The organism is Kocuria soli (genome assembly GCF_003797835.1).
GTDB classification, from domain to species: domain Bacteria; phylum Actinomycetota; class Actinomycetes; order Actinomycetales; family Micrococcaceae; genus Kocuria; species Kocuria soli.
Window position 1 is genome coordinate 104,973 of the sequence record NZ_RKMF01000003.1, and the last position, 20,195, is coordinate 125,167.

Below are 20,195 nucleotides of genomic sequence, written 5' to 3' on the forward strand. Positions count from 1 at the left end.
GTACGCATCCGTACCGCAATGTGAGCCAAAGGCGTCAGGAGGTTGTCGGCTTGTTCAGTGCCGACAGAAGACAGAGCTGATGCAGCCAATCGGATCTCGACCACGTTGATCTCGATTGGCCATCTCGTTCTGCCCATCCGTCCCGGACGGACCCCTGACCATTCGAGGAATCGCCATGCTCACGTACACCGAAACCCAGATCCGCAAGAGCTTCATCAACTGTTCCAAGGGCGAGGCCCAGCGGATCAATCTCCCCAAGGATGTCCTGGGCGGTTGGGAATCGAGGATCTTCCTGGCCTGGATCGACCCCAAGGCTCCGCAGAACGGCTACATGGTCGCGGAGACCGAGGACGGCCTGCGCGGGATCGTTCTGCAGAAGAAGGCAGGCAAGGGCAGCGGCAACGCCCAGATGTGCCAGCTCTGCATGACCCTCCACCCCGGCAGCGGAATCTCGCTGGTCTCCATCCAGCGGCCGCACACCAAGCGCGACCACTACAACTCCCTGGGCGCCTACGTGTGTGCGGACCTGGCCTGCAGCGACTACACCCAAGGGCGGAAGAAGCCCGACGGCATCCGGCAGATGGGCGAAACCCTGACACCGGAGCAACGTGCGGCCCGTACGCTCGACAACGTCCAGGGACTGATCGGAAGGGTGCAGCAGAACTGATGATGCGGACGGACAAAGTGGGACTGATGACCCCGATCCTGACGCTCGTGGCGGTCGCCGTCGCGATCCTGGGTGCCTTCCTGGGCAGCGGTGCGATCGGCGGAACCCCGGTCACCGAGGCCGTGGACGGGTGGTTGGCCGCGGACGCCACACCGGTCGCCCCCGGTGCGTCGGCCTTCAGCATTTGGAGCCTGATCTACCTGGGGCTGGGGCTCTACGCCCTGTGGCAATTGACTCCGCGGGCTCGGTCCTCTGACCGTCAGCGACGACTGCGCCCGTGGGCGGTGGCCGCGGCCCTGCTCAATGCCCTGTGGCTGGGAGTGGTCCAACTCGACGGGCTGTTCCTGAGCGTCGTGGTGATCCTCGTCCTGCTCGTCGCGCTGATCCGCACCTTCCGGCTGCTCATGGCCGACCCGGCGGAGTCCACGGTCGAGGCAGTTCTCACCGACGGCACCTTCGGGCTGTACCTCGGCTGGTTGTGCGTGGCCACGGTCGCGAACATCACCGCATGGCTGGGTGCGGCCGGGCTGGCCGGGTTCGAGGGGTGGCGGTGGGCCGCTGCCGTTGTGGTGCTGGTTGCTGCGGCCATCGGCATCGCCCTGGTGGTCACCCACCGCAACGGCTTCATCCCCGGACTCGCCATAGCCTGGGGCGTCGCGTGGATTGCCGACGCACGCATGGAGGGCCAGTGGGAATCGCCCGCGCTCGTGTGGACCGCTGCCGCGGCAGCCGGGGCGGTCCTGGTCGCGATCCTCCTCAAACCTGCCACTCACCGCGCCCCGTCCGGGAGGCAGGCATGACGGAACGTCCGCACCTTGAGCACACCTACGCGAAAGACATCCCACAGATGTCCGTGCGTTGGTCCGCCGAACGGTCGCCGTCGCCGTCGTTGGTGGTGCTTAACGACCGCTTGAGCCGAGACCTCGGTCTGGACCCCGACTTCCTGCGCTCGCCCGACGGACTCGCGCTGCTGACCGGATGGGCCGACGACGACGAACCGGCCACCTATGCCCAGGCCTATGCCGGGCACCAGTTCGGGCAGTTCGTCCCGCAACTCGGCGACGGGCGCGCCCTCCTGGTCGGCGAGGTGCTGGATCGGCAAGGTACCCGGCGCGACCTCCACCTCAAGGGGAGTGGCCGCACGCCCTTCTCCCGCGGTGGCGACGGCAAGGCCCCGCTGGGCCCCATGCTGCGCGAATACCTGGTGGGCGAGGCCATGCACGCCCTCGGCATCCCGACCACTCGCGGCCTGGCGGTGGTGGCAACCGGTGAACGCATCCAGCGCCAGCAGCCCGACGCGGAGCCCGCGGCCATCCTCACGCGCGTGGCGTCAAGCCATCTACGGGTGGGTACGTTCCAGTTCGCCGCCGTGCACCGGACCACCGAGGTCAAGCGTGCGGTGGCCGACCACGCCATCCGACGCCACTGGCCAGAGGCGGCGGAGGCCGAGAATCCGTCCCTGGAACTGCTGCGAAGCGTGATGCGCTCGCAGGCCGAACTGGTCGCGCGGTGGATGCTCGTCGGTTTCGTCCACGGGGTCATGAACACGGACAACATGACCATCTCCGGGGAGACCATCGACTACGGCCCCTGCGCCTTCGTGGACACCTTCACCCGCAATGCGTTGTTCAGCTCGATCGACCGCGGTGGGCGCTACGCCTTCCGCAATCAGCCCGCGGCGGCTCTGTGGAACCTCTCCCGTTTCGCCGAAGCCCTGATCGATCTGATCGACGACGACGCCGACACCGCGGTCGACGCCGCGACCACGGTGCTCGAGGAGTTCGAGCCCACCTACGACGCCGCCTTGGCCCGAGGAATGGCGGCCAAGCTCGGCGTTGACCTGGCAGGGGCTCCCGATGATGCCGTGCGGGAGTACCGGGCTTTCGTGGAGACGACCTTCGATCTTCTGGAAACGAGCGGGCTCGACTTCACGCTGTTCTTCCGCGCCGTGACGGAAGACCGCCTGCCGGACGTGGTCCAGGGCGATGACGCCGCCGCCTGGGTCGCCGAAAGGGAACGTCTGGCACGGGCTTGGGCCCCCGACGGTGCCGCGGACCCGCAGCTCATGGCGCGGACCAACCCGGTCTACATCCCGCGCAATCACCACCTGGAGCGTGCACTGCGCGCGGCCGAGGACGGTGACCTGGGGGAGTTCACCCGACTGCTCGGCGCTGTGCGGGCACCGTTCGAACCGGATGAGCGTTTCGCCGGGCTGGAGGGGCCCGGTTCGTCGTCGTCGTTCGTGACCTTCTGTGGAACGTGAGGCGAACGACCACGCCGTAGGGCACGGGCAAGTGGACAGCCGTTGCCCCGATTGAGACAGTCGGAGGGAACGCTGAACACCCAGAGCGAACACCCAAGCGAACACCTACAGGGGGAGAGCAGTATGTCTGAGTCCACCGAGGCGGCCCCCTCAGCAGCCGCTGGTTCCGCCCGGCAGCCGACCGATCGAGCGGCGAAGCCCAAGCGTGCCGTACCCGTCCTGCTGTTCCTCTTCGTGTTCTGCCTGGTCATGGACAACGGGTTCAAGAGCCTGAACCTGCCGATCTCCGAAGACCTGGGGTTGTCCGTGGACGCCGTGAGCCTCCAGGCCACCCTGGCCGGTGTGATCATCGGCATCGGTGCGGTGGTCTATTCGTCCCTGGCCGACTTCATCAGCATCCGCAAGCTCCTGTTGGCAGCGTTGAGCATGGTGGGCATCGGATCGGTCATCGGCTACCTGGGCCAGGAATCCTTCGCCTGGGTGCTGACCGGCCGCATCATTCAGACCGCAGGTTTCGCCGCGGCGGAGACGCTGTACGTGGTCTACGTGACCAAGTACCTGCCCAAGAAGGACCAGAAGACCTACCTCGGGTTCTCCACCGCAGCCTTCCAGCTGTCGCTGCTGATCGGTGTGGTCGGCGGCGGGTTCATCGCGACCTACGTCGGCTGGACCGCCCTGTTCCTGGTCTCCCTGATCGCCGTACTGGCCATCCCCGGGGTGCTCGCCTTCGTGCCCAAGAGCGCCTCCACCCGTTCGAGCTTCGACATCCTGGGTCCGTTCCTGATCGCCGTGATCGCGGGCGGGCTGATCATGTTCATGCAGGCGTTCAACTGGATCTGGCTCCTGCCCGTGGCAGTGGGCATCGCCGTGTTCGTGTGGCACATCAGCACACACGCGAACGCGATCGTGACCAGCGAATTCTTCAAATACAAGCCCTACGTCTTCGTGCTGCTCGTGGTCTTCGTGGTCTACTCCGTGAACCTGGGCTTCGTGTTCGTCCTGCCGTTCCTGGGCTCGGACCTGTTCGGCATGGACGTCGCCCAGACATCGCTGCTGTTCGTCCCGGGGTACATCCTGGCCGTCGTCGTCGGGACCCTGTCCGGGGCCATCGCCAAGGTGCTGAACTCGCGCCAGGCCGTGACCATCGCCCTGGCCATGATCGCCGCAGGATTCCTGGTCCCGGCGGTGTTCACGGATCAATGGATCGGGTTCTACGTGATTGGCATCGGGCTGTTCGGTGCCGGGTACGCGCTCATGTACGCCCCGCTGCTGTCCACGGCGGTCGGGGAGATCGCCCCGGAGAAATCGGGTGTGGCCATCGGCTTCTACAACCTGACCATCAACATCGCCATCCCGATCGGCATCGCCTACACGGCCGCCATCACGAACTCGAGGGTATCGTTCATGGGCTTCGCGTCCCTCGCCTCGAGTGAGCGGGCGGCCAGCTACGCCACGATCTTCTTCATCCTCGCGGCCGTTTCCCTCCTGGCCCTGGCGCTCTACTGGTTGCTCAGCGGGAACCTCAGGCGTTCAGGCCACGAGATCTACCACGTGCACACGGAGGACGACGACGCCGTCGCGGCCCACTGACCGCCGCACGGCAAGCAGACGCCGGGGTCAGGACGTCGGCTTGCTGTCCTTGGCGAATCGGGCGGCCTTGATGCGTTCCGGGAGGAACTTGTTGACCACCGCTGCGCGCCGGGTCTTGGCGTCCCCGCCGATCACGTGGTCCTTCCCCGCGAACAGGGCTTCCACGCCGCGTTGGGCCACCAGCGTCGGATCGTTCTTCCAGTCGTTGGAGCCGAACATGGTGTTGCCCATACCCGCGGTCTGGTGGAAGTCGGTGGCCGTGGCCCCGGGCAGCAGCGCGGTGACCGTGACGCCGTACTCCTTCATCTCCTCCCGCAGGCCTTCGGCGAAGCTGAACATGAAGGCCCTGGTGGGGCCGTAGATCGACTCGTACGGGGTCGGTGTGAGAGCGGACATCGACGTCGTGATCAGAATCCGTCCGTCGCGTTGGTCGGCCATGGTGCGAACCACCTTCTTGGCCAGCAGGACCTGGGAGGTGATGTTGAGGGCGATCATCTCCTTCTCCGTCTCCAGGTCCGTGTCCAGGAACGCGCCACCCAGGCTGCGCCCGGCGTTGAGCACGGCCACGTCCAGGGGACGGTTCAGCGCCTCGACCTGGGACCAGACCTGCTCGATGCCTTCCTCGGTGCGCAGGTCCGCCTGGATCGGCGTCACGTTCACGCCCGGCAGTTTGGCCTGGAGGTCGTGGATGCGGTCCCCGGAACCGACCCCGGCGATGTCGTAGCCACGGTCGGCCAGCTGCTTGGCGATTTCCAGGCCGATACCGGCCGATGCCCCGGTGATGAGCGCGAGCTTGTCCATGGATTCATCGTGCGCGCTTCAGGAAGTGCGATTCAACCGGGTGTTACGGAAGGGAACAGGGCCCACCGATAGGCTCGCGCCATGAGCACCGCAGCATTGTCCGGAGCGTCCTGGCAGACGGAGGACTTCGACGTGCCCGCGTACCTGGAAGCCATCGGGCTGGCGGGCACCCCGGTGCCGTCGTCGGTGGCTCCGGACCTGGACCTGCTGACGGAACTCCACGACGCCCACGTGCGCACTCTGCCGTTCGGCAACGTGGATGTCCTCCTGGGGCGGCACCCGGGGGTCGAGCCGCGCAACGTCCAGCAGCAGTTGGTCGTCAAGGGCCGCGGTGGGTACTGCTTCGAGCACTCCCAGCTCTTCGCCGCAGCACTCGAACACCACGGCTACACCTTCCGCCGGGCCCTGGGGCGGGTGCGAGGGCTGGATTCGCCGCGGACGCACATGAGCGTCGTCGTCACGCTCGACGGTGTCGACTGGCTGTGCGACCCGGGCTTCGGGTTCAGCATCACCCGTCCGATCGAGCTGCGCGACGGCGCAACCCAGGGGGAGGGCGACCGCCAGTTCCGGATCGAACGGTGGGGCGACCACGGGGATTCGGTCTGGGCGCTGACCAGGAACGGGGCCCTTGAGCACGTCCACGACGACCTCCCCGTGCACCCCGTGGACGTGACCATGGGACACCACATGACCTCCAAGTGGCCGGAGTCCAAGTTCCGTTCGAACCTCATGGTCATGCGGCACCTGGATCACGGGCACGTGACGCTCACACAGAGCACCCGCACGGAGCGGCACCCGGGACAGCCGACGGCGTCGCAGGAGATCTCCGTGGCGGAGGTCGTGGACGGTGTGCGGGAACTCGGGATTCGGCTGGGGGACGACGACGCGGCGGCCCTCGCCCGGAAGGTGTCCGAGCTGAGGGCCGCTGCGTCCGACTGATCCCTGTGCTGCTCGCCGGGTCTCAGTCGTCGGTGACCACGAGTTCCACGGGGATGTTGCCGCGGGTGGCGTTGGAGTAGGGGCACACCTGGTGCGCCTTCTCGGCCAGTTCGACGGCCTTCTGGTGCTCCACCTCGGGGATCACGATTTCCAGGGTGACCTCCAGGTCGAAGCCGCCGGCGTCGTTGGGGCCGATGCCCACGCGGGCGCCGACGCTGGAATCACCCAGGTCGACCTTCTCCTTGCGGGCCACCAGCTGCAGTGCCGAGTGGAAGCACGCGGCGTAGCCGGCGGCGAACAGTTCCTCGGGATTGGCGCCCTCGCCGGAGCCGCCCATCTCCTTGGGGACGGCCAGATCAAGGTCCACCCGACCGTCGGTGGTGCGGGTGTGGCCGTCACGGCCTGCTCCGGTGGCGATTGCTTCAGCGGTGTACACGCTTGCCATGGTGTCCTCCTGGGTGGTTGGTGCTGGATTCTTTCGGTCACGCTTTGTCAGCGTGAAGTCTGTGTGGTCGATTCGGCCGCCGCCGTGAACCGGTGGGCGAGGGAGAGCAGCGCCTCCGCTTCGCTGTCCGTGATGTCGATGCCCTGGAAGATGTCGCGCTGGATCGCGGCCGCCCGGCTCTCCAACGCGCGGCCCTCGGGGGTCAGGTGGATGCTCACCCGGCGTTCGTCGGCGGCCTCCCGCCGTCGTTCGATCAGGCCCATGCCCGCCAGGCGTTTCAGCAACGGGGACAGGGTTCCGCTGTCCAGGTGAAGGCGCGCGCCGAGTTCGGAAACGGTCGTGCCGTCCTGTTCCCACAGGGCCACCAGGGTGATGAACTGCGGGTAGGTCAATCCGATCTCCGGCAGACCTGCCCGGTAGGCGTTGGTCATGGTCCGGGACGCCGCGTGAAGCGCGAAACACAGCTGGTCGTCCAGCCCGGCGATCTTGGTCATGATCCAACCGTAGACCGCAATTGAGTTGTGCGCAATGTACTTTGGCTGCAGAGATCATGCTTTCCAGCGTGGTTCACGCCTACGAAAGCCGGAAACCATGATCTCGATGCAGCATGAATGAGGCAGCGTGGCATCCTGGCGGTTCCATCACGCTTCGGTCGTTCACCTCGAGGAGACCCATGCTCGACACCCACGGCAAGTCCACGCCGCACATCCAACCCGACGGCGCCCCCATCGCCGAGACCATCCTGCTTCCCGGTGACCCGCTGCGCGCCAAGTTCATCGCGGAGACGTACCTGGAGGGGGCCGAGTGCTTCAACCAGGTGCGCGGGATGCTCGGCTTCACCGGCACCCACCGGGGCAAGGAGGTCTCCGTCATGGGGACCGGCATGGGCATGCCGTCCATGGGGATCTACAGCTGGGAACTCATCAATGTCTTCGGGGTGCAGAACCTGATCCGCGTGGGTTCCTGCGGGGCCCTGCAGGACCAGCTGAACCTGTACGACGTCGTCATGGCCCAGGGGGCCTCCACGGACTCGAACTACGCGAACCAGTACCAACTGCCGGGCACCATTGCCCCGTTGGCCTCGTATCAACTGCTGGAGCGGGCCAAGCGCGCCGCGGACGAACTCGGTGCCACCACGCACGTGGGTGGGGTGGTCTCGAGCGATGTCTTCTACAACGCCAATGACCAGGTCAACCAGCGCTGGGCGTCCATGGGCATGCTGGCGGTGGAGATGGAGGCTGCGGCGCTCTACTTGAACGCGGCAGCGGTGGGGGTGAATGCACTGGCGCTGTTCACCGTGAGCGACCACATCATGCGCCAGGAGGAGACCACGCCGGAGGAGCGGCAGACGGCCTTCACCCAGATGATGGAAATCGCCCTGACCCTGACCTGACACCCGCGTGCCTCGTGCCGCGACCCCTCGTGTGCGCGACGCTCGTCGAGACCTCCGAAACGGCCCTTCGCAGCGCGAAACCTGGGCCTTTTCGGAGGTCTCGACGCGGGCGGGCTGCGCGGTCCGCGGCGGCTTTCGGCGCGGGGCCGCCGGGTAGGATCGACGACGGGCGCGGGACCTCGCGTCCGTGGCGGTCGCAGGAGCGATCGCGTGCGTGATCCCACCGTGTGATCGCGCGGCATGACTGACAACCAAGCGGCTGACACAAGGACGTGCGGCCGAGGAAGCAGGGCATCAGTGTCTGCAGTTGAAACTTGGGCCGAACGCGAGACCCGCGCCGAGGCCATGGTTCCCGTGATCGGCCGCCTCTACCGTGAGAACAAAGTCGTTCTCAACATCCACGGGCGCTCCCTGGTCCACAAGTCCGTGACGGACATTCTCAAGGCCCACCGCTTCGCCCGCCGCGTCGTCGGCGAGGAATTGACCACCGCCCGTACGTGGGAACTGCTGACCGTCCTGCAGAACCTCGACCTGGGAACCTGTCAGATCGACCTCGGCAAGATGGCCGCCGGGTTGGACGAGTCCAAGCGCGACGACGTCGAACAGTACCTCCGCGAGCAACTGGCCCCGGTGGTGGGCCAACAGGGGCAGAACACCCCGCAGACCCGCGACGTGGTGCTGTACGGATTCGGACGCATCGGGCGACTCCTGGCCCGGATCCTGGTCGAACGCTACGACGGGACGGGACTCAACCTGCGCGCCGTCGTCGTGCGCAAGAAGCCGGGCAACGACCTGGTCAAGCGGGCCTCCCTGCTGCGCAGGGACTCCATCCACGGCAAGTTCAACGGGTCGATCCTGGTGGACGAGGAACGCAACGTCATCTCCGCCAACGGCGTGGACATCCAGGTGATCTACGCGGATTCCCCGGAGTCCGTGGACTACCGCTCCCACGGGATCGACGACGCGATCCTGATCGACAACACCGGCGTCTGGCGCGATGTCGACGGTCTCTCCCGTCACCTGGAAGCCCCTGGCATTTCCAAGGTCCTGCTGACGGCGCCGGGCAAGGGCGAGATGAAGAACATCGTGTGCGGGGTCAACGACGCCGACATCGACCCGGCCGACCAGATCCTCTCCGCGGCCTCCTGCACCACCAATGCGATCACGCCCGTGGTCAAGGTGCTCAACGACAAGTACGGGATCCAGCAGGGTCACGTGGAGACGGTGCACGCCTTCACCAACGACCAGAACCTGACGGACAACTACCACAAGGGCTCCCGCCGTGGTCGGGCCGCGGGCCTGAACATGGTCATCACGGAGACCGGCGCGGCCAAGGCCGTGGCCAAGGCGTTGCCGGAGATGGAGGGCAAGCTGACCGGCAACGCGATCCGCGTGCCCGTGCCGGACGTCTCCATGGCGGTGCTGACGCTGCAACTGGACCAGGCCCCGGCCGACGCCGAGGAACTCAACCAATTCCTGCGCGGCATCTCCCTCGACTCGCCCTACAGCCGGCAGATCGACTTCACGGATTCACCCGAAACCGTCTCCTCCGACCTGGTGGGCTCCCGCTACGCCTGCGTGGTGGACGGCCTGGCCACCGTGGTCAACAACAACACCGTGGTGGTCTACGCCTGGTACGACAACGAGTTCGGCTATTCCAACCAGGTGGTCCGGGTGTGCGCCAAGATGGCGGACATCGCCCAGCCGAAGTTCCCGTCCAACTGGACGCACGCGGCCCAGCTGCCGTCCAACTGACCGCGTCGTCCACCCATCACGTGAAACCGGAGGCACTCATGAGCCCGAATCCCACCGGCCGCCGCCACACGCATGAAGGGGATGCCTTCCTGGTGGTGGCCAGGGCCTTCAACGCGCCGATCGAGGACGTGTGGGCCTCCGTCACGGACCCGGAGCGGACCGCCCGGTGGTTCGGCCCGTGGTCGGGGGATCCGGCGAGCGGTCGGATTGCCGTCACCATGCTGGTGGAGGAGGGCGCGCCGTCGATGGAGGCGAGGGTCCTCGAATGTGTGCCGCCGCGTCGTCTGGTCCTGGAGACCGGCGACGGGGCGGACGCGTGGCACCTGGAACTGGATCTGATCCAATGCGAACTGTCGCAGGTCACGGTCGAGCTGTCCCACCGTCTGGACGACCCAGAGTTGGCCGGTCAGGCCGGTCCGGGATGGGAGTTCTACCTGGACCGCCTGGTTGCTGCTGAGTCGGGTGGCGACCCGTCGGCGGTGGAGTTCGAGGCGTATTACCCGTCCCAGGCGGGGTACTACCGGGCGTTGTTCACCGCTTGATGCGCCGGTGGGTGCCGTCCTCACGGACGGTCCAGCCGCGTGCGTCCAGGTGTTCGAGCAGGGGGATGGCCACGCGTCGCGTGGTGCCCCAGGCCTGACGCGCCTGGCTGGTGGTGAAGGGCTGGTCGAGCCGGGCCAGTTCGCGCATGGCCAGCGCCGGGGTCCGGGGCCCCACGACGACGCCGTCGCCCAACCGCACCAGCCGCCCCACGCGTTCGGCGGCGGCAAGTTCCTTGGGTCCCAGGTGCAGATCATCAAGGTCGTAGGCCTCGGGTGCGTCGAACGGGTCGGTCACCCATCGCGCTTCGAGAGCCTGGACGCCGGCCTCCGCCGCGCCCAGCTGGGACACGTGCGTCGGGTCAGCCAGGACGCCGTCGCGGTGCACGAGCCCCGAGCCCTTGACCACCGCATCCATGAGTCCGGGATCGGCGATTCCCAAGCGTTCGGAAGCCGCGGGCACGGGGAGGCCGGGTGCCAGTGGGTTGGATCGGTGAGTCTGCCGGACCGCGTCCTGCAGCGCACTGATCCAGCCCTCCAGCGCCGGCCGGTGGACCCACCAGCCGGCCGTTTCCACCACATCCTGTTCGGCGGAAACGTGGTCCTCGGGGCTTACCAGGCCCAGCCCGGTCAAGTGCGCCCGGGGGACTGCCGAGAGGCGCCGGGTCAGGGCGATCGGATCGCCCCCGTCCGGCAGCGCGCTGAGCCACCGGGTGTGTTCGGCGCTGTCACCCCGTCGGTTCAAGGGCTGCGGGTCGACGTCCAGGACACGCGCCCCGCCCAGCACCACCTCACCCGTCGGGTACCGCACGATCAGAGGGTCGCCCGGCACCACGGGGACCGGACGGTCGATGCGCAGGCGGGCGTGGTCGCCGTCGAAGGGTCGCAGACGTGCGGGTATCGCTGCTGTCCCCACGTGCAGGACGATCTGGCTGGGAACCGCCGTGAACTCGGGCCCGGTGCTGCGGCGAACGTCGAACTCCGCGATGGTGGGCCAAGCCCCCGGCGTCACCAGCACCTGGCCGCGATGAATCTGGTCCGCGGGCACACCCCGCAGATTCAGTGCCACGCGTGCGGTGGGGACGATCGAATCGACGGCTGCGCCGTGGGCCTGCAGACCACGTACGGTGACCGTGGATTCCTGCTCGCCACACAGGGTGAGGGTGTCGCCGTGCCGGACGGTGCCGCCGCCCAGGGTGCCCGTGACCACGGTGCCGGCGCCCTTGATGGAGAAGGCCCTGTCCACCCACAGCCGGACCCGCGCGGTGGGATCGGGCGGCGGTGTGGCGGTGAGCGCAGTGTCCAGGGCGCCCCGAATGTCTTCCAGCCCCTTACCGGTGGTGGAGGACACCGGAATGATCGGGGCATCGGCCAGCCCCGTGGAGGCGAGTTCCGCCCGAACCTGCCCGGTCACCTCCGTGATGCGGCCAGGAGCCAGATCGGTCCTGGTCAGCGCCACGATGCCGTGTCGGATCCCCAGCGCGTTCACCGCGTCCCGGTGGTCGGAGGACTGTGCCTGCCAGCCTTCGTCCGCGGCCACCACGAAGCACACCACGGGTGCCGGTCCCAGTCCCGCGAGCATGTTGCCCAGGAACCGTTCGTGGCCCGGAACGTCCACGAAGGAGACGTCCTTGCCCGACGGCAAGGTGGTCCAGGCGAAGCCCAGGTCGATGGTCAGCCCCCGCCGCTTTTCCTCGGCCCAGCGGTCCGGTTCGATCCCCGTGAGAGCGCGGACCAGCGTGGACTTGCCGTGATCCACGTGCCCCGCGGTCGCGATCACGTAGCTCATGTGAGCCCTTCCTCCGCCGAGACCTGGATCCGGTCGTCCGCCAGGCCCGATGGGCGACCGGATCCACGCCTCTGGACGGATTGTGAGATCGCGGCGGCCAGTGGCTCGTCGTCGGCCTCCGGGATGCAGCGCAGGTCGATCAGGCAGGCGCCGTCGTGCACGCGGGCGACGACGGCGGGACTCCCCAAGCGCAGATCCCTCGCCACGGTTTCGGGCAGGCGCACGGCCCAACCGGGCAGCGGCACTTCCGGGGCACCGCCGCCTCCGACGCGGCCGTCGTGGGCAACCACGGGCGCGCCGACGGCGGCGGCCAACCGCTCGGTGCGTTCCTTGAGACGCGCCGGGTCCGCGTGCAGGTACGCCTTGACCGGCGGCTCCGGCCCCGTGAGGGTTGCCTCCAGTGCGGCCAGGGTGAGCTTGTCGCAGCGGACGGCGCGGGCCAACGGGTGGCGGGCCAGGCGCTGGACGTACTCCGATCGCCCCAGGATGAGCCCGGCCTGCGGGCCGCCCAGCAGTTTGTCGCCGCTGGCGATCACCAGGTCGGCGCCGGCCTCCAGCGCCTGGGTGATGCTCGGCTCGTCAGGAATGGCGGGGTCCGCGTGGAGCAGCCCACTGCCCACGTCCACGATCAACGGCACATCGTGTTCATCGGCCAGTGGGCGCAGCTCGGCCAGGGGGACGGCCGAGGTGAACCCGGAGACGTTGAAGTTGCTGGGATGAACCTTGAGGATGCAGCCCGTCCGATCGCAGACGGCCTCCGAGTAGTCGCGTAGGTGCGTCCGATTGGTGGTGCCGACCTCCCGCAGATGCGCTCCCGTGGAGGTCATGAGGTCCGAGAGGCGGAAACCCGCACCGATTTCCACGAACTCCCCCCGGCTGATCACCACCTCGCGCCTGAAGGCGAAAGCCGTGGTGGCCAGCACCAATGCACCTGCCCCGTTGTTGACCACCAGCGCGTCCTCCGCTGCCGGGCAGGCATCGAGCAGCGCTTGGCGTGCCCCGACCCCGCGCTTGGAACGGCGCCCGGTGCCCAGGTCCATCTCCACGTCCACGTACCCCGCCGCATCCGCAATGGCCTGGGCCGCGGACGTGGACAGCGGGGCCCTGCCGAGGTTGGTGTGCACCACGATGCCGGTGGCGTTCAGCACCGGGGTCAGGGACGAACCCGACGTGGCCGCCAACCGATCGAGCACCAGCGATTCGACCTCATCGGGTGCCACCGATCCGACCCGTGCGGCGTCCTGGGCCTCCCGGATGACCGCACGGATCGCCGATTCGGAGAGGCGCTGACCGGCTTCGATCACCCCCAGGTGGGCCAGCAAATGGTCGGTGCGGGGAATGCGTCGTCGTGGGTCCTCGCTGGTCACCGCGCACCTTCCGGGGGTAGAAGACTGGCGGAGGTGGACGGGAATCGAACCCGCCAAACCGAGCTACTCGGTTTCACCGGTTTTGAAGACCGGGGTGCCCACCAGGAACACAGACACCTCCGTCGGTCAACGTATCACCGGCCTTGCGCCGGGTCGTAGGCTGAAATCATGGACACGGACTCGACGCAGAGACTGACCGGTTACGCACACGGGGGCGGTTGCGCCTGCAAGATCCCGCCCGGTGAGCTCGAGGACGCCGTCCGTGCCTTGGAGGGCCAGAACCATCCCGACGTCCTGGTCGGCCTGGACGACGGCGACGACGCCGCGGCCGTCCGCATCCAGGACGACCTCGCCGTGCTCTCCACCGCAGACTTCTTCACCCCGGTGGTGGACAGCGCCTACGACTGGGGCCGGATCGCCGCCGCCAACGCCCTGTCCGACATCTATGCGATGGGCGGCACCCCGGTGGTGGCCATCAACCTGGTCGGCTGGCCGCGCGGGGTCCTGCCCATGGAACTCATGACCGAGGTCCTCCGCGGTGGCCTGGACGTGGGCCAGCAGGCCGGTTGCCCCGTGATCGGCGGGCATTCCATCGACGACCCCGAACCCAAGTACGGCATGGCCGTCACCGGCACGGCCCGGCCCGACCGGTTGCTGCGGAACGACGCCGCGGAGCCCGGGCTGCCGATCACCCTCACCAAACCCATCGGTGTGGGACTGCTCAACAACCGGCACAAGCAGACCGGCGAAGTCTTCGAATCCGCCATTGACGTCATGACCCAGCTCAACCGCGATGCCGCGCGGGCCGCCGTCGACGCCGGTCTCAAGGCCGCCACGGATGTCACGGGATTCGGGCTCCTGGGCCATCTGTTCAAGATGGTTCGCGCGTCCGGGATCAACGCCGTGCTCGATTCCTCCGCCGTGCCGTTGGTCGACGGCGCAGCGGAGGCACTGCGGGACGGCTTCGTCTCCGGCGGCACTCGGCGCAACCTGGACTGGGTCCGCCCGAACCTGGATGCCGACTCCGGAGTGACCGAGGACCACCTGCTGACCCTGGCTGACGCGCAGACCTCCGGCGGGCTGTTGGTGATTGGTGAACTCCCGGGCCACCCGGTGATCGGGGAAACCGTGGCGGCGCGCTCCCCGGAAGAGGCCGGGCGGATCCGCATCCGCTGAGTCTCTCCGCCCTTCGGCGGGTGGATCAGACCGCGGTGGTGATGGAATCGCCGGTCTGGCCCGCAGCGCGCCGGGCCTCGAGACGCCGCCGCTGCGGCTCGATCGTGTAGCGCGGATCCTTGGCGGAGTTGATCCCCGCCTGGAACACTCCGAATCGGGTCAGTGCAGAGGACGTGAGCAGGGCGGCACCGGAGGCGGCGGCCACCCACCGATTGCGCCCGCCCAGCAGAGTTCCCACGCCACCGGCGATTGCCAGCCGCTTGCTCCAGGTGAGCAGCTGACCGGGTGTTCCCCGGTGCAGAGGTTCCGCTGCCACGGGGTCCATCCGGCTGACCATGACGGGTTCGGCGACCAGGTCACCGGCGACGCCCAGGACGGCGAGAGCCTGAGCGGGACCGGTTTCTTCAACCGGCGTGGTGATCATGGCCAAGCCACTGGCAGCCAACGCGGCCGAACTCACGAACAGGAACGGCAGGTCCCCACGGGCGGCGTTCCACGTGGGCATGGCCGTGTCCGAGAGCAGGACGGCCGTGTACCCGGCAAGTGGGGAACCCAGCAGCCCCATCATGGCTCCTGCCGCGGGCTCGGCCCCGTGCAGGACGGCCCGGATCGGACCCAACGGGAGGCGTTCGCCCAACAGGCGGTCCACCTCCCCGGCGGCCGCAATCCCCGAGCTGGTGCCGAAGCCCGCCAGAACCCACGACCCCAGACTCATGGGAGAGGTCGGCTTGATCGTTCGGAGCATGTTCAGGAACCGCTCCGGGCGGCCGAGATCTGCCACCAGGGCCAAGCTGCCCACGCCCACCGTGGTCAGGGCGGAGAGACGGGCGTTGCGCCGCAGTACAGGTCGATCCGTCAGCTGGGCGCCGAAGGCCAGGAGCCCGGAACCACCGGCCACACCACCCAGGAACAGGTAGGTGGCGACCTCCTTCTTCCACGGTGGGGCCTTGACCACCGGGCGGCCGTAGTACGACGAATACGGCTCCACCTCGGCATCCGGCACCACGGGCATCTCGCGTGCACCCTCGGCACCGCGCCGCAGCCAACCCGAACCCGCGGCGCGTCGTCGTCCCTTGCCGGAGCCCCGACGACGACGGGGCGGCTCCGGAGGGCGGTAGCTGTCGAACTCGGAGGCCGTCATCGACGCCCACCCACCATGAAGGCCGTGGCGGTGGCCAACGCCATCCCCGCCATGGCCACACCGGCGCGCTTGAACGTGTGCGCCAGGTCGGCGGTCGGAACCCGCGGGTCAGGTGGCAGGCCGTAGACCTCGGGTTCGTCCAGCAGCAGGAAGATCGATCCCGTGCCGCCCACGCCGTCGTCCGGGTTCGCGCCGTAGAGCCGCGCTTCGGTCATGCCCTGCTCGTGCAACTGGGCCACGCGTTCGTGCGCGGCGGCCAGCATGTCCTCGCGCTCGCCGTACTTGATGGACGTGGTGGGGCAGGTCTTGGCGCAGGCCGGGGTTTCGTCGTCCTTCATGCGGTCGTAGCAGAGGGTGCATTTCTGGGCGACGCCGTTCTGCGGCTTCTTGACCGTGTCCGGCATCTCGCGGCCGGCGGGAGTGCTGACCAGGCCGTCCTCACGGCGTTCGATCACACCGAACGGGCACCCTGCCACACACGTGCCGCAGCCGTTGCAGATGTCCTCCTGGACCACCACCGTGCCGTATTCGGTGCGGAACAGCGCACCCGTGGGGCACACGTCCAGGCATCCCGCGTTGGTGCAGTGTTTGCACACGTCAGAGGACATGAGCCAGCGGAACTCCGGTGTGTCCGGCGTGTGCGTGGCGGACGACGACGCTGCGCCGTCCGCCACACCCCGTTCCTGCGGTGGGCCCACCTGCGGCATCCCCAAGTCCACGAGCTTCCGGCCCGACTCCCTGGCTTCTTCGATGCGCTCGCGGTCCTGCTCGATGAACGCGACGTGTCGCCAGGTGTCGGCGCCCAGAGCGCCCGTGTTGTCGTAGGACGAGCCCAGAATTTCGTAGTCACCGTCGGCGGGATTACGGTTCCACTCCTTGCACGCGACCTCACAGGCCTTGCAGCCGATGCAGATCGAGGTGTCAGTGAAGAACCCGCGCCGGGAGTGCGGGTGGTCGTAGTGCGCGTCCCCCGTGGGGTTCGGCCGCTGCTGAACCGGCTCGGAGGTCATGAGGGGTCTTCCTTCCGCAACTCGAGGTCGGGGTCCGTGACCCGCTCATTACCAGTCTCCACGGTGAGCCCGGCCCGCTGCTGGTACTCGGACACGAGCCGGGTGGCGGCTTCCCCGCGGGGCCTGCGGCCCGGCCGGATGTCACACATTCCCACCTTGGATTCCTGGATGTGGACGTTCGGATCCAGCGTGATGCCCATGAGGTCGTTGGCCGAGTCACCGGTCACGACGGCGTCCGAACCCACACCCCAGTGATAGGGCAGCCCGATCTGGTGGATCCGGCGCCCTGCGACGTCCAGGGAGACCACGCGGTCGGTGACCAAAACCTTGGCCTCGATCACGGCGCGTGGGGAGACCAGGGTGGCCCATCCGTAGGGTTCCAGGCCACGCTCCTCCGCGAGTTCTGCTGAGATCTCACAGAACATCTCCGGCTGCAGTTCGGCCAGGTAGGGGAGCCAACGGCTCATGCCACCGGCGGTGTGCTGCTCGGTCAACCGGTACGTGGTGAACATGTACGGGTAGACCTCGTTGCCGGCCTGCCCGTACCTGGGGGCGGTGAGGTTGTCCCCGCGTGGAAACAGCTCGCGGGTGGGGCTGGGCTGTTGCGGGTACAACGGGTTGACCACGGGCGACTCCTGCGCCTCGTAGTGCGCGGGCAGCGGCCCGTCGACCATCCCCTTGGGCGCGAACAACCAGCCCTTGCCGTCGGACTGCATGATGAACGGATCGTCACCGGCCAGGGCAGCGGGGCCCCCGGCGTCGGGGTCGGGGACGGTGCCGGGCGCACGATCCACGGGGAAGTCCGGAACGTCAGGACCGGTCCACCGGCCCGCGTCCTGGTCCCACCAGATGAGCTTCTTGCGCTCACTCCACGGCTTGCCCTCCGGGTCCGCCGACGCGCGGTTGTACAGGATCCGTCGATTGGCCGGCCAGGCCCAGCCCCACTTGGAGGCGATCTGGTCCTGTTCCTGGCCCGGCATGCGGTCCGCGGCGTGGTTGATCCCGTCCGCGTACACGCCGGTGTAGATCCAGCAGCCACCGGAGGTGGAGCCGTCCGGCTTCATCTGGTTGAACGTGGACAGCGGCTTACCGGCGTCCTCTCCCGTCAGGAAGCGACCGTTGATCTCGGCGAGCACCGCCTCGGAGCTGGGGTCGCCGTCGTCGTGCAGCGGGTAGTCCCAGGTGAGGTCGAGCAGCGGTCGATCCCTGGGATCCTCCGAATCTGCCAGCTTGGCGCGGATGCGTTGACCGAGGTCGTGGAAGAACTTGAGCTCGCTCTGGCAGTCGCCCGGCGGTGTGACGGCCTGGTGGCGCCACTGCAACAGGCGTTGGGTCTGGGTGAACGTGCCCGACTTCTCCACGTGCGTGGCGGCGGGGAAGAAGAAGACTTCCGTCTCGATGTCCTCCGTGCGCATCTCCCCGGATGCGATCTCCGGGCCGTCCTTCCACCAGGTGGCGGATTCGATCATGTTGAGGTCGCGCACCACCAGCCACTTGAGGTGGGACATGCCCATGCGCTGCATGCGGCCGTTCGCGGAGCCCACGGCGGGGTTCTGGCCCAGGATGAAGTACCCCTCGACCTCGTCGCGCATCATGGCTTCGAGCGTCTGGTAGGTGCCGTGCGGGCCGGTCAGGCGTGGGATGTAGTCGTAGGCCCAGTTGTTCTCGGGCTGCGATGCCTCTCCCCACCAGGCCTTGAGCAGGCTCACCGAATAGGCGTCGGCGTTGGCCCAGAAACCCTTCTGCTGCTTGGAGGCGATCGAGTCCAGGTAGTCCTGGAAGGTCTCCATGTCCACCGTGGGCATCGGGAGGTAGCCCGGGAGGATGTTGAACAGTGTGGGGATGTCCGTGGACCCCTGGATGCTGGCGTGGCCGCGCAACGCCATGATGCCGCCACCCGGACGACCCATGTTGCCCAGCAGCAGTTGCAGGATCGATGCCGTGCGAATGAACTGGGCACCCAGCGTGTGCTGCGTCCAACCCACCGCGTAGGCGAAGCACGTGGTGCGGTCACGTCCGGAGTTCTCGGTGATCGAACGCGCCAGGTACTCGAAGTCCTCCACGGAGACTCCACAGGTCTCCTGCACCATCTCCGGTGTGTAGCGGCTGTAGTGGCGCTTGAGGATCTGGAAGACCGTACGCGGGTCCTGCAGGGTGTCGTCCCGCATGGGACGTTTGGCCACGGGCGGGCCACCGCTGCCGTGCGATTCACCTTCGGCGCGGCCACTGGCGGAAGCGCCGTGCTCGGGCTCCGCACCGGCGTCGTCGTCGGTCTTGTACGCCCAGGACGAGCGGTCGTAGTGCCCGGTTTCGGGGTCGTACCCGGAGAACAGGCCGTCCAGGTCCTCGGTGTCCTTGAAGTCGTCGGAGATCAGGAAGGGCGCGTTGGTGTACGAGGTGACGTACTCCTTGAACCAGAGGTCGTTCTGGAGGACATGGTTGATCAGCGCACCCAGGAGCACGACGTCGGAACCTGCGCGGATGGGGACGTGCCGATCCGCGGAGGCTGAGGTACGCGTGAACCGGGGGTCCACGTGGATGACGCGGGCACCGCGAGCCTTGGCTTCAGCAACCCACTGGAATCCGACCGGATGGCACTCCGCCATGTTGGAACCCTGGATGACGATGCAGTCCGCATTCGCCATGTCTTGCAGCGATTGTGTGGCTCCGCCGCGGCCAAAAGAAGTTCCCAAACTGGGAACGGTGGCGGAGTGTCAAATACGCGCCTGGTTCTCGATCTGTATGGCTCCCGCGGCGGTGAAGAGTTTCTTGATCAGGTAGTTCTCTTCGTTGTCCAACGTGGCACCGCCCAGGGCGGCGATGCCCATGGTGCGGTTGAGTCTGCGGCCCTTGTCGTCCGCGTCCTGCCACTTGTTGCGGCGTGCCTCCAGGAAGCGGTCGGCCACCATCTCCACGGCCTGTTCCAGGTCCAGCTTCTGCCAGTCCTTGGCCCGCGGAGCCCGGTAGAGAACCTCGTACTGGCGGCCGGGGGCGTTGACCAGTTGCTCGCTGGCCGCGCCCTTGGGGCACAGACGGCCGCGGGAGATCGGAGAGTCCGGGTCACCTTCGATCTGGATGACCTTCTCGTCCTTGACGTACACCTTCTGCCCGCAGCCCACCGCGCAGTAGGGGCAGACGCTTTGCACCACGCGGTCGGCGGTGGCGTTGCGGGAGGTCAGTTCACGGGTGTGCTCGGACACCGTGGCGGAACTGCGCGCCGTGGAATCGGCGGTGCGCAGTTGCCGCACCACCGGCCACTCCAGGAAGCTGAACCGAGCCATGGACTCAATCTAAACCACGTGAAGCAGGTCGCACAGGCG

At 67.7% G+C, this 20,195-nt stretch carries 17 protein-coding genes and 1 tRNA gene; 9 read left to right on the forward strand and 9 right to left on the reverse strand.

The genetic code is table 11. The annotated features are described in order from the left end of the window. The first annotated feature begins 175 nt into the window (after positions 1-175). From EDL96_RS03300 to EDL96_RS03315, 4 genes are all read left to right on the forward strand, one after another. The gene (locus EDL96_RS03300; protein WP_123824398.1) at positions 176-667 is read left to right on the forward strand and encodes an FBP domain-containing protein; all 492 of its coding nucleotides are present in this window, start codon (positions 176-178) and stop codon (positions 665-667) included. A 26-nt stretch (positions 668-693) separates the two neighbouring features. Further along, positions 694-1,467, forward strand: coding sequence for a tryptophan-rich sensory protein (locus EDL96_RS03305; RefSeq protein WP_233568649.1), 774 nt, complete (start codon positions 694-696; stop codon positions 1,465-1,467). Next, entirely contained in the window at positions 1,464-2,930 is a 1,467-nt protein-coding gene (locus EDL96_RS03310) for a protein adenylyltransferase SelO (RefSeq protein ID WP_123824400.1), read from the forward strand. The genes EDL96_RS03305 and EDL96_RS03310 overlap by 4 nt, the downstream gene beginning before the upstream one ends. A gap of 123 nt (positions 2,931-3,053) precedes the next feature. Then, complete coding sequence (locus EDL96_RS03315) at positions 3,054-4,520, forward strand: MFS transporter (RefSeq protein ID WP_123824401.1); 1,467 nt, start codon at positions 3,054-3,056, stop codon at positions 4,518-4,520. Between the two features lie 27 nt (positions 4,521-4,547). On the opposite strand, the gene EDL96_RS03320 is transcribed toward EDL96_RS03315, so the two are convergent. Continuing rightward, positions 4,548-5,321, reverse strand: a complete 774-nt coding sequence (locus EDL96_RS03320) for an SDR family NAD(P)-dependent oxidoreductase (protein ID WP_123824402.1) — start codon at positions 5,319-5,321, stop codon at positions 4,548-4,550. 81 nt (positions 5,322-5,402) lie between these two features. On the opposite strand from EDL96_RS03320, the gene EDL96_RS03325 reads away from it, so the two are divergent. Continuing rightward, positions 5,403-6,260 (forward strand): arylamine N-acetyltransferase family protein, encoded by an 858-nt coding sequence (locus EDL96_RS03325; protein ID WP_123824403.1) that lies wholly within the window; start codon positions 5,403-5,405, stop codon positions 6,258-6,260. A gap of 22 nt (positions 6,261-6,282) precedes the next feature. Here EDL96_RS03325 and EDL96_RS03330 read toward each other — a convergent pair whose 3' ends face one another. Both EDL96_RS03330 and EDL96_RS03335 read right to left on the reverse strand, forming a co-directional pair. Beyond that, positions 6,283-6,705: an organic hydroperoxide resistance protein gene (locus tag EDL96_RS03330; protein ID WP_123824404.1), complete on the reverse strand. Its 423-nt coding sequence runs from the start codon at positions 6,703-6,705 to the stop codon at positions 6,283-6,285. Between the two features lie 47 nt (positions 6,706-6,752). Beyond that, positions 6,753-7,199, reverse strand: a complete 447-nt coding sequence (locus tag EDL96_RS03335; protein ID WP_123824405.1) for a MarR family winged helix-turn-helix transcriptional regulator — start codon at positions 7,197-7,199, stop codon at positions 6,753-6,755. A gap of 179 nt (positions 7,200-7,378) precedes the next feature. Here EDL96_RS03335 and deoD point away from each other — a divergent pair, with 179 nt between their 5' ends. From deoD to EDL96_RS03350, 3 genes are all read left to right on the forward strand, one after another. Further along, positions 7,379-8,098, forward strand: coding sequence for a purine-nucleoside phosphorylase (deoD, locus tag EDL96_RS03340; RefSeq protein ID WP_123824406.1), 720 nt, complete (start codon positions 7,379-7,381; stop codon positions 8,096-8,098). A gap of 297 nt (positions 8,099-8,395) precedes the next feature. Next, positions 8,396-9,853 (forward strand): glyceraldehyde-3-phosphate dehydrogenase, encoded by a 1,458-nt coding sequence (locus EDL96_RS03345; RefSeq protein ID WP_123824407.1) that lies wholly within the window; start codon positions 8,396-8,398, stop codon positions 9,851-9,853. A 38-nt stretch (positions 9,854-9,891) separates the two neighbouring features. Beyond that, positions 9,892-10,395, forward strand: a complete 504-nt coding sequence (locus EDL96_RS03350) for an SRPBCC family protein (RefSeq protein WP_123824408.1) — start codon at positions 9,892-9,894, stop codon at positions 10,393-10,395. Here the strand turns inward: EDL96_RS03350 and selB are convergent. The 3 genes from selB to EDL96_RS03365 form a co-directional block, all read right to left on the reverse strand. Beyond that, positions 10,385-12,181 (reverse strand): selenocysteine-specific translation elongation factor, encoded by a 1,797-nt coding sequence (gene selB, locus EDL96_RS03355; protein WP_123824409.1) that lies wholly within the window; start codon positions 12,179-12,181, stop codon positions 10,385-10,387. The two genes, EDL96_RS03350 and selB, sit on opposite strands and share 11 nt — an antisense overlap. After that, positions 12,178-13,548, reverse strand: coding sequence for an L-seryl-tRNA(Sec) selenium transferase (gene selA / locus EDL96_RS03360; protein ID WP_123824410.1), 1,371 nt, complete (start codon positions 13,546-13,548; stop codon positions 12,178-12,180). Before selA ends, selB begins: the two co-directional genes overlap by 4 nt. A 25-nt stretch (positions 13,549-13,573) precedes the next feature. Beyond that, positions 13,574-13,669 (reverse strand) — tRNA-Sec (locus tag EDL96_RS03365). A 47-nt stretch (positions 13,670-13,716) separates the two neighbouring features. Between EDL96_RS03365 and selD the strand changes: the two genes are divergently transcribed. Beyond that, positions 13,717-14,724, forward strand: coding sequence for a selenide, water dikinase SelD (gene selD / locus EDL96_RS03370; RefSeq protein ID WP_123824411.1), 1,008 nt, complete (start codon positions 13,717-13,719; stop codon positions 14,722-14,724). A 25-nt stretch (positions 14,725-14,749) separates the two neighbouring features. On the opposite strand, the gene nrfD is transcribed toward selD, so the two are convergent. From nrfD to fdh, 3 genes are read right to left on the reverse strand one after another with little or no spacing between them, the layout of a single operon-like run. Further along, the gene (nrfD, locus tag EDL96_RS03375) at positions 14,750-15,865 is read right to left on the reverse strand and encodes an NrfD/PsrC family molybdoenzyme membrane anchor subunit (RefSeq protein WP_123824412.1); all 1,116 of its coding nucleotides are present in this window, start codon (positions 15,863-15,865) and stop codon (positions 14,750-14,752) included. Beyond that, positions 15,862-16,875, reverse strand: coding sequence for a 4Fe-4S dicluster domain-containing protein (locus EDL96_RS03380; RefSeq protein ID WP_123824413.1), 1,014 nt, complete (start codon positions 16,873-16,875; stop codon positions 15,862-15,864). The genes nrfD and EDL96_RS03380 overlap by 4 nt, the downstream gene beginning before the upstream one ends. Further along, a complete protein-coding gene (gene fdh / locus EDL96_RS03385; protein WP_233568650.1) occupies positions 16,872-20,156 on the reverse strand; it encodes a formate dehydrogenase in 3,285 nt (1,094 codons plus the stop codon). Before fdh ends, EDL96_RS03380 begins: the two co-directional genes overlap by 4 nt. Positions 20,157-20,195 lie beyond the last annotated feature (39 nt).